The following is an 8859-nucleotide window of genomic DNA, read 5'->3' on the forward strand; positions in this document are numbered from 1 at the left end:
TCTGCGCTGAACTTCCGGCAAACGAATAAGGTTTTCTTTCGGTGCTGTCATTGTCATATTCTTTATCTCCTGTTACCGAGTCCTTGAGCGCTCATCGTGGACGTTGTTTGATGACAGGCGGATTATTTAAAAAGCAAGATTAAATGAACAGCGTTAATTGTTTACTCCATTTGTAAAATTTATCGGTTTATAAGAAGTATTGGCTCTCTAACCATACGTTGTATGAAAAGCAGTCACTGTTGGCACTGCCAGAACTGCGCAAAAAACAGCCACCACCAATGTGCTGTATAAAAAATAACTTTGTTGGCACTGCCAACACCGACTAAAAAAACACCACACACCTATAACTTGTATGAAATATAGCTCTGTTGGCACTGCCAACGTGGTGTAAAAAGCAACTGTACCTTTACGTTCTTTTATCAACCATCTGTAGATAGTATGAAAAACAGGCTGTTGTGCCACGGGCACAGGTGTGTGAAAAATCACCGCATCTTTACGCCCTTTTGCCAAATTTTCCGATCAAGACATTTTCACTGCGTTCCAGCATCTCCATATGATCCGCATACCATTGCAGCATTTCCCTGCGACCCTCCAGATATTGAGCGTGATTGTAGGTTCCTCGGATGCTATTCTTATCAACATGAGCAAGCTGTGTTTCAATCCATGCGGTGTTATAGCCTTGTTCATGCAGGATAGTGCTCATGGTATGGCGGAAGCCATGGCCGGTTGCCCTGCCAGCATAACCAATGCGTTTAAGAACCTGATTAATGGCGGCCTCGCTCATCGGTTTACCCGCATCATTACGTCCGGGGAAAACATATTTCCCACGCCCTGTAATAGAGTGCAGTTTGATAAGAATGGTTTTAACCTGATTGGATAGCGGGACGATGTGAGGGCGGCGCATTTTCATTCGCTCAGCAGGTATCTGCCAGATATCCTTATCGAAATCGAATTCAGTCCATTCTGATTCTCTCAATTCGATGGTGCGCACTCCGGTAAGCATCAGTAAGCGTGTCGCAGATTGAGTAATTTCTCTTCCGCTATAACCCGCCAAGGCGATGAGGAATTCATTCATTTGGTCGGCTAAAAGGTGTGGGAAGTGTTTTTGCTTCGGTGCCTTAAGTGCGCTGGCAAGATCGGTAACGGGATTGAACTCAGCCCGCCCTGTAATCACGGCATAGGTGAAAATTTGCCGACAGGCCTGTCTGGTTTTTTTCAATTTATCCAAAACACCGCGTTGCTCCATTTTTCGGAGAACAGCCAACATTTCGGCGGGTTTAATCTCGGTAACAGCCCGTTTACCAATATACGGGAAGATATCTTTTTTCAGATATTCCAGAATGTCTTCGGCATACCCTTTTGACCAGTTAGGACGTTTATGCTCGTGCCACTCAATAGCGATGGATTCAAAACTATTGCTGACTGCAAACGCTTTGGCTGCCTTTTCAGCTTTCTTTTCTTCTATCGGATCATGACCATCCGATAGCGTCCGCCGTGCTTCGTTTCTCTTGGTTCTTGCTTCTGCGAGTGAGATATCAGGGTATACCCCTAATGCGAGTAATTTTTCTTTGCCTGCGATCCGGTACTTCAACCGCCAATAGCGAGCGCCATTAGGGTTAACCAATAGGTATAGTCCGCCACCATCTGGAAGTTTATAAGGTTTTTCTTTCGGCTTTGCAGTGTCCACCTGTCGGGCTGTTAGCTTCATCTGGGGGTATCTCATTTCATTGAACCTGAACGTACCCCTAAATATACCCCCATAAGATCGTGGATTTCAACATATCTGGCTAGACTATAGGAGAACGGGAAAAGGTTAACATTGCGTATTTACTGGGGTTTTGTGGACTTCGGAAGACGTTAAGATATGAATGGATGGTACGCCCTACAGGATTCGAACCTGTGACCTACGGCTTAGAAGGCCGTTGCTCTATCCAACTGAGCTAAGGGCGCATTATGGTGTGTAAATAAGAAACATCTTTAATGCGTTGATGTAGCACCGGATTATACGGGCATAATGGCGCGAGTCAATGCCCTTTGCGCTCATATGCTCATTTTATGATTATTAATAAAACTGACAGGCGGTTCATGTTCTGACAAAATAGCCCCCATTCCTATATTTGATAGTGGAATCTTAAATACATGTCAGCAAAAATTATTGATGGGAAAACGATTGCGCAGACAATCAGAAGCGAAGTTGCAGAAAAAGTCCGGCAGCGCGTTGCCGCCGGAAAACGAGCACCAGGTCTTGCGGTTGTTTTGGTGGGAGAAAACCCTGCTTCTCAAATTTATGTCGCCAGCAAACGCCGCGCTTGTGAAGAAGTCGGATTTATGTCCCGCTCTTATGACCTGCCTGATACGACCAGCGAAGCTGAGTTACTCTCTCTGATAGATGACCTGAACGCCGATGCGCAAATCGATGGTATTTTGGTTCAACTCCCTTTACCTGCCGGCATTGATAATGTCAAAGTACTGGAACGCATTCATCCCGATAAGGATGTGGATGGCTTCCACCCTTATAATATCGGCCGCCTGTGTCAACGCGCCCCAAGATTGCGTCCTTGTACCCCCCGTGGGATTGTAACCCTGCTTGAACGCTGCAATATCAATACTTATGGACTAAATGCAGTGATTATTGGTGCCTCCAATATCGTTGGCCGTCCGATGAGTCTTGAATTGCTGTTGGCAGGTTGTACGACTACGGTAACGCATCGCTTTACCAAAAACTTACGCCAGCATGTGGAACAGGCTGATGTACTGGTTGTTGCTGTCGGTAAGCCGAATTTTATTCCTGGTGAGTGGGTTAAACCTGGCGCAATCGTGATTGATGTCGGCATCAATCGGCTGGAAAATGGCAAAGTCATTGGTGATGTGGATTTCGATAAAGCATCTGAACGCGCAAGTTGGATCTCCCCTGTGCCCGGTGGGGTCGGCCCAATGACTGTTGCAACTTTGATTCAAAATACCTTGCAAGCCTGCAAGGAATATCATGATGTAGATACAACTGAAGGTTATTGATGGAAATTTTTGATTTAGACGGCCACCCTTATGTCGAATTGTGTGATTTGCTGAAGTTTCAGGGCTGGTGTGAAAGTGGTGCAGCGGCGAAAACGGTGATTGCAGAAGGCTTGGTACAGGTTGATAATCAACCCGAAACCCGTAAACGTTGCAAAATTACCGCCGGTAAGGTCGTGACTTTTAATGGTGGTTCCGTTTGCATTGAAGAATAGATTAGCGGGTAAACATAACCCCTGATACTTTTTGAAAAGACAGCATCTTATGTATTGATACATTTATGGTGCTGTCTTTTTATTTTAAATAGAAACTCATTACTTTTTATCAACAATTTGGGGATCTCTTTATCCGGTTTTATCCGCAGGATATGTGACATTGACGATATATTGATAAACAATCCTGTCCGTCTTGTTTTGATTCTCTAATAAGTTGCTATACTGGGGATCTTATGTACAACTGAAACGGAGTTAATTATGTTAAGTAATAAAGCTGCAAGAAGGTTGTTGGGTTTACCTTATAAATTAAGTCATTCTAAACGCAGGGTGACAATTTCTCGTCTCAATCCTGCTTCCAGTGATAGCACACATCAAATCCCTGAACATCTGAGTCATTCCTCTTTTATCGCCATAAAACGGGACGCGGCTTCCGGCAAAGTCACGTATCACGCTGGAAACGCTTTCTATCCCGAGCATACCAATACTCATCGGTAAAAGCGTAAATGCGATAGAAACTGAACCGCCCATCTCAGGGGCGGTTCCGGGATAGAGCATCGTTCAACAAAGCAAAAGACGATTATTGACGACGCCATGTTGTGCCTTGTGGACCATCTTCCAGCTCAATGCCCATTTCATTCAACTGATCACGCGCCACATCAGCCAATGCCCATGCTTTATTTTTACGGGCATCGTTACGCTGTTTGATCAGTGCTTCAATTCGAGCAACATCGTCGTCCGCCTGTGCCCCACCTTGCAAAAAGTGTTCTGGATCTTGTTCCAGCAGACCGAGAATTCCCGCCAATTTACGCAGTTCAGCCGCCAGACCGTTAGCCGCAACCCTGTCTTCTGTTTTCAGGCGATTAAGCTCACGCACCATATCAAACAAGACTGAATACGCTTCCGGTGTGTTGAAATCATCATTCATTGCTTCAACGAAACGGGCTGTAAATGCTTCGCCACCCGCAGGTTGCGCCGATTTATCCGTACCACGCAGGGAAGTATACAGGCGTTCAAGGGAAGTCCGCGCCTGTTTCAGGTTCTCTTCTGTATAATTCAACTGGCTGCGATAGTGACCGGATAACAAGAAATAACGCACGGTTTCAGCATCGTAATATTCCAGCACATCGCGAATAGTAAAGAAGTTGTTCAATGATTTGGACATCTTCTCTTTATCCACCATCACCATGCCGGAGTGCATCCAATAATTGACGTAAGGGCCGTCATGCGCACAAGTGGATTGGGCAATCTCATTTTCATGGTGCGGGAACATCAAATCAGAACCGCCACCGTGGATATCAAAATGGTGACCAAGCGCCTTGCCGTTCATAGCGGAACATTCAATATGCCAACCCGGACGACCCGCTCCCCACGGCGATTCCCAGCTAGGCTCACAGGGTTTGGACATCTTCCAGAGGACAAAATCCATTGGATTACGTTTTACATCAGCCACTTCAACACGGGCACCAGCCTGCAATTGTGCCAAGTCTTGGCGGGAAAGCAGGCCATAATTAGGGTTAGTCTCAATGGAGAACATCACATCACCATTAGCGGCAACATAAGCGTGCCCGCGTTTAATCAGCCCTTCTGTGATCTCAATGATTTCTGGGATATGTTGTGTTGCACGGGGTTCTGAATCTGGACGCAGGATATTCAAGGCATCAAAGTCGCTGTGCATTTCTGCCAACATACGTGTGGTCAAATCGTCACAGCTTTCACTATTTTCGATGGCGCGTTTGATGATTTTGTCATCCACATCAGTGACGTTACGGACATAGGTCAGATCGTATCCCAAATAACGCAGATAACGGGCAATCGCGTCAAATGCCACAAATGTTCTGCCATGACCGATATGACACAAGTCATAAATGGTAATGCCACACACGTACATGCCCACTTTCCCTTCGTGAATCGGCTTAAATTCTTCTTTTTGACGGCTGAGAGTATTGAAAATTTTTAGCATCAGTGGGTTTTCCGTAAAAAATTAATCTACGTGTAATATAATTAAGTGAGTTGGCTGATTATAGGCTGCTTTATCAGCAATATAAATAGAAGCCGGATGAGGTATTTCACCTTGATATGCCCGGCTTTGCAAGTGCCGTAAACTGCCTTGCCCTGATACAGCCCAGAGTACTGACTCAAAATCTGAGATATGATATAACAGCGGTTGTTCCGAACCCCCTAAATGCAGGGTTACTCAAAACTATTATTGGGATTTTTATTATGGTGACTTTCCACACCAACTTTGGCGATATCGTAATCAAAACATTCGCTGATAAAGCGCCTATCACTGTTGAAAACTTCTTGGGTTATTGCTCGGAAGGTTTTTATGACAACACAATTTTTCACCGTGTTATCAATGAGTTCATGATCCAAGGCGGTGGCTTTGAACCTGGCATGAAACAGAAGATCACTAAGGACCCCATCAAGAACGAAGCCAACAATGGCCTGAAAAACAGCCGTGGCACCCTCGCTATGGCGCGTACCAATGATCCGCACTCTGCCACTGGCCAATTCTTCATTAACGTTGTGGACAACGATTTCCTGAACTTCCGTTCAGAGCGCCCGGATGGATGGGGTTATTGCGTATTTGCCGAAGTCGTTGAAGGCCTGGATGTGGTTGATAAAATCAAAGGTGTCTCCACTGGCCGCAGCGGTATGCACCAAGATGTACCGCATGAAGATGTGATCATTGAACGTGTCACTGTTAGCGAATAAAGACCATTTTAGATAGTTAATCGAAATAGTTAAGCGCAACATGAGTACACTGTTTATTGCAGATTTACACCTCAGCGAACAAGAACCGGCAATCACTGCCGGTTTTCTGCGTTTTTTACGTGAGGATACCACTCACGCTGAGCGTCTTTATATCCTCGGTGATTTTTTTGATTACTGGATTGGTGATGATGACCCCAACCCATTACACACCGAAATTGCCCAAGCACTGAATGAACTGAAACAAAAAGGGATTGCCTGTTACTTTATTCATGGCAATCGTGATTTTTTGCTTGGTTCCCGTTTTGCCAGAGAAAGCGGCTTAATCCTGCTTCCACAAGAAAAGGTGCTGGAATTGTATGGCAAACGTATTCTGATTCTGCATGGCGATACGCTATGCACCGATGATATCGGCTATCAGCAGTATCGTAAGCGCGTACATACTCCGTGGATACAACGGCTATTCCTGCTTCTCCCTCTGTTTATCCGCTTGAAAATTGCCGCCAAAATGCGGGCGGGTAGCCAATGCGCCAACAGTCAAAAATCCGAATCGATTATGGATGTCAATCAAGAGGCTGTTATCGGGCATTTTAAAAGACATCAGGCAGATTGGATCATCCACGGGCACACTCATCGTCCGGCAATACATAATATTCAACTTGATGAGAAAACCGTATACCGTGGTGTATTAGGGGCATGGCATGAGCAAGGTTCAATGTTTAAAGTCACAGAAACAGCCATTGAATTGATATCCTTCCCTCTCTGATCGCCGTGACTTATTTTTATAAAATTCGGCAAATCAAACGACGCAAACGTTTTCCTTGTGCAATTAGCGTGATATGATCCGCCGTCTGAAATTTCATCTTTGTTCTGGTAGACCCCAATACAGGAGCATCTGATTTATGACTTCCCCGACAGAAATAGAGACCAAGATTGCTATTGTCATGGGTTCTAAAAGCGACTGGGCAATCATGCAACATGCCGCCGATATTTTGACCTCTCTTGCGATCCCTTTTCATGTTGAAATTGTTTCGGCACACCGAACGCCCGATAAACTGTTTAGTTTCGCCGAGCAAGCCAAGGAAAACGGTTTTGACGTGATTATCGCGGGTGCCGGTGGTGCGGCCCATTTACCGGGGATGCTGGCAGCCAAAACCTTAGTACCTGTGTTTGGGGTTCCTGTACAAAGCGCCGCACTTAGCGGTGTTGACAGCCTGTATTCTATCGTCCAAATGCCAAAGGGTATCCCTGTCGGCACACTGGCTATCGGCAAGGCAGGCGCAGCAAATGCCGCATTATTGGCGGCTCAAGTGCTGGCTTTGCATGATAATGCGCTGCTTCAACGTTTGTCAGAGTGGCGCAGTGCACAGACACAGGCGGTTTTGGATAATCCAGATCCACGGGAGGAGGCATGAAGCCTGTTTGTGTATTGGGAAATGGTCAGTTGGGCAGGATGCTGCGTCAAGCCGGTGAACCATTGGGGATCGCGGTTTACCCTGTTGGATTGGATGCCGAGCCAGAAGCTGTGCCTTACCAAGGCAGCATTATCACCGCTGAAATTGAGCGCTGGCCCGAAACCGCATTAACCCGCGAATTGGCTCACCATAAGGCGTTTATCAATCGCGATATTTTTCCGCAACTGGCGGATCGCTTGCCACAAAAACAGCTCATGGATACGTTGGGCCTGGCAACTGCACCGTGGCGATTGCTTTCTACGCCCGATCAATGGCCACAACTATTTGCCGAATTGGGCAATTTTATCATTGTGAAACGGCGGACAGGCGGCTATGACGGGCGCGGTCAATGGCGTATCCGGCCGGGTGATGAAACCACCCTTCCACCTGAAATTTATGGTGGGAGTGATGGGGAATGTATTGTCGAACAGGGTATTCCATTTTCAGGAGAAGTCTCGCTGGTGGGTGCCCGTAATGCCAAAGGTGAATGCGTATTCTATACGCTGACTCACAATTTGCATCAGGAAGGTATTTTGCGTACCAGTGTTGCCTTGCCTGATCATACTGCCGATAGGCAATTTCAACAAAAAGCAGAGAAGATGCTGTCCGCCATCATGAATCATCTGAACTATGTGGGTGTGATGGCGATGGAGTGTTTTATTGTTGGCGATAATTTGTTGATCAATGAATTGGCCCCGCGGGTTCACAATAGCGGTCATTGGACACAAAACGGCGCTTCTGTCAGCCAGTTCGAACTGCACTTACGGGCGATCTTAAATCTCCCGATGCCACAACCCGAAATCTTTGCACCATCCGTCATGATCAACCTGATCGGCACAGGGATAAACCCCGCATGGCTGAGTTTGCCGTTGGTTCGTTTGCACTGGTATGAAAAAGAAGTTCGCCCGGTGCGCAAGGTCGGTCATTTAAATGTGACTCATGCAGATAAGACGATACTGAAAACGACATTGCAAACGTTAGCTTCACTCTTGCCAACCGAATATCAAAGCAGCCTTAAATGGGCACAAGATAAATTAAGTTGATGGGTGACGTACTTCAAAGTGCATTGATTATCTCCCCGCACAGCGGGGAGATAATCAGCTACTTCTGTCTTGCGAGCGTGCGGGACAGTGTATCCACAATAGTTCTTGTCGTTTGATCTATTTCATAATTGAGAAAATCACCGACCTTAATCTGGCTGAGATTCGTCATTCTTAACGTCTCCGGGATCAGGTTTAAAGCAATGGTCTTGTTTTCTTCATCAATGCCGTTGATGGTTAAGCTACAACCATGCAGCCCAATAAAACCTTTCAGGAAGAAATAACGAATATTGTCTTGTGGGATACGGATCACCAAGCGATTATATACTGGATCTTAATAATTAATTTGTTTAAGGCACTCATCCAATATCATGTTTTTCCTTACTTTTCTTTGTGGTGTCTTGAAGGCATTTTGGGATAAGTATT

At 45.8% G+C, this 8859-nt stretch carries 10 protein-coding genes and 1 tRNA gene; 7 read left to right on the forward strand and 4 right to left on the reverse strand.

What is annotated here, in order from left to right; translation table 11 throughout:
* Nucleotides 1-493: 493 nt before the first annotated feature.
* Together PSI17_RS15070 and PSI17_RS15075 are read right to left on the reverse strand one after the other, a co-directional pair.
* The gene (locus PSI17_RS15070; RefSeq protein WP_273552756.1) at nucleotides 494-1708 is read right to left on the reverse strand and encodes a tyrosine-type recombinase/integrase; all 1215 of its coding nucleotides are present in this window, start codon (nucleotides 1706-1708) and stop codon (nucleotides 494-496) included.
* A 165-nt stretch (nucleotides 1709-1873) separates the two neighbouring features.
* Nucleotides 1874-1950: transfer RNA gene (locus PSI17_RS15075), tRNA-Arg, on the reverse strand.
* Between the two features lie 189 nt (nucleotides 1951-2139).
* Here PSI17_RS15075 and folD point away from each other — a divergent pair.
* The 3 genes from folD to sra all read left to right on the forward strand — a co-directional run bounded on the left by folD (nucleotide 2140) and on the right by sra (nucleotide 3722).
* Nucleotides 2140-3015, forward strand: coding sequence for a bifunctional methylenetetrahydrofolate dehydrogenase/methenyltetrahydrofolate cyclohydrolase FolD (gene folD / locus PSI17_RS15080; protein WP_273552757.1), 876 nt, complete (start codon nucleotides 2140-2142; stop codon nucleotides 3013-3015).
* Complete coding sequence (ybcJ, locus tag PSI17_RS15085) at nucleotides 3015-3227, forward strand: ribosome-associated protein YbcJ (RefSeq protein WP_273552758.1); 213 nt, start codon at nucleotides 3015-3017, stop codon at nucleotides 3225-3227. The genes folD and ybcJ overlap by 1 nt, the downstream gene beginning before the upstream one ends.
* A 258-nt stretch (nucleotides 3228-3485) precedes the next feature.
* Complete coding sequence (sra, locus tag PSI17_RS15090; protein WP_273552759.1) at nucleotides 3486-3722, forward strand: stationary-phase-induced ribosome-associated protein; 237 nt, start codon at nucleotides 3486-3488, stop codon at nucleotides 3720-3722.
* Between the two features lie 82 nt (nucleotides 3723-3804).
* Here sra and cysS read toward each other — a convergent pair whose 3' ends face one another.
* Nucleotides 3805-5187, reverse strand: a complete 1383-nt coding sequence (gene cysS / locus PSI17_RS15095; RefSeq protein ID WP_273552760.1) for a cysteine--tRNA ligase — start codon at nucleotides 5185-5187, stop codon at nucleotides 3805-3807.
* Nucleotides 5188-5447: 260 nt separating this feature from the next.
* Here cysS and ppiB point away from each other — a divergent pair, with 260 nt between their 5' ends.
* From ppiB to purK, 4 genes are all read left to right on the forward strand, one after another.
* Nucleotides 5448-5942, forward strand: coding sequence for a peptidylprolyl isomerase B (gene ppiB, locus PSI17_RS15100; RefSeq protein ID WP_273552761.1), 495 nt, complete (start codon nucleotides 5448-5450; stop codon nucleotides 5940-5942).
* Nucleotides 5943-5982: 40 nt separating this feature from the next.
* Nucleotides 5983-6705 (forward strand): UDP-2,3-diacylglucosamine diphosphatase, encoded by a 723-nt coding sequence (gene lpxH, locus PSI17_RS15105; protein ID WP_273552762.1) that lies wholly within the window; start codon nucleotides 5983-5985, stop codon nucleotides 6703-6705.
* Nucleotides 6706-6841: 136 nt separating this feature from the next.
* Entirely contained in the window at nucleotides 6842-7354 is a 513-nt protein-coding gene (purE, locus tag PSI17_RS15110) for a 5-(carboxyamino)imidazole ribonucleotide mutase (protein ID WP_273552763.1), read from the forward strand.
* Complete coding sequence (gene purK, locus PSI17_RS15115) at nucleotides 7351-8436, forward strand: 5-(carboxyamino)imidazole ribonucleotide synthase (RefSeq protein WP_273552764.1); 1086 nt, start codon at nucleotides 7351-7353, stop codon at nucleotides 8434-8436. The genes purE and purK overlap by 4 nt, the downstream gene beginning before the upstream one ends.
* Nucleotides 8437-8494: 58 nt before the next feature.
* Here the strand turns inward: purK and PSI17_RS15120 are convergent, their stop codons facing one another.
* On the reverse strand, nucleotides 8495-8746 hold the full coding sequence (locus PSI17_RS15120; RefSeq protein ID WP_273552765.1) for a hypothetical protein: 252 nt from the start codon (nucleotides 8744-8746) through the stop codon (nucleotides 8495-8497).
* Nucleotides 8747-8859 lie beyond the last annotated feature (113 nt).

This window comes from Xenorhabdus sp. IM139775 (assembly GCF_028598745.1).
Classification (GTDB): Bacteria; Pseudomonadota; Gammaproteobacteria; order Enterobacterales; family Enterobacteriaceae; genus Xenorhabdus.

Excerpts from the sequence above, each read along its gene's own strand:
- PSI17_RS15070 (WP_273552756.1), bottom strand. The coding sequence starts at position 1,708 with ATGAAGCTAACAGCCCGACAGGTGGACACTGCAAAGCCGAAAGAAAAA.
- folD (WP_273552757.1), top strand. The coding sequence starts at position 2,140 with ATGTCAGCAAAAATTATTGATGGGAAAACGATTGCGCAGACAATCAGA.
- ybcJ (WP_273552758.1), top strand. The coding sequence starts at position 3,015 with ATGGAAATTTTTGATTTAGACGGCCACCCTTATGTCGAATTGTGTGAT.
- sra (WP_273552759.1), top strand. The coding sequence starts at position 3,486 with ATGTTAAGTAATAAAGCTGCAAGAAGGTTGTTGGGTTTACCTTATAAA.
- cysS (WP_273552760.1), bottom strand. The coding sequence starts at position 5,187 with ATGCTAAAAATTTTCAATACTCTCAGCCGTCAAAAAGAAGAATTTAAG.
- ppiB (WP_273552761.1), top strand. The coding sequence starts at position 5,448 with ATGGTGACTTTCCACACCAACTTTGGCGATATCGTAATCAAAACATTC.
- lpxH (WP_273552762.1), top strand. The coding sequence starts at position 5,983 with ATGAGTACACTGTTTATTGCAGATTTACACCTCAGCGAACAAGAACCG.
- purE (WP_273552763.1), top strand. The coding sequence starts at position 6,842 with ATGACTTCCCCGACAGAAATAGAGACCAAGATTGCTATTGTCATGGGT.
- purK (WP_273552764.1), top strand. The coding sequence starts at position 7,351 with ATGAAGCCTGTTTGTGTATTGGGAAATGGTCAGTTGGGCAGGATGCTG.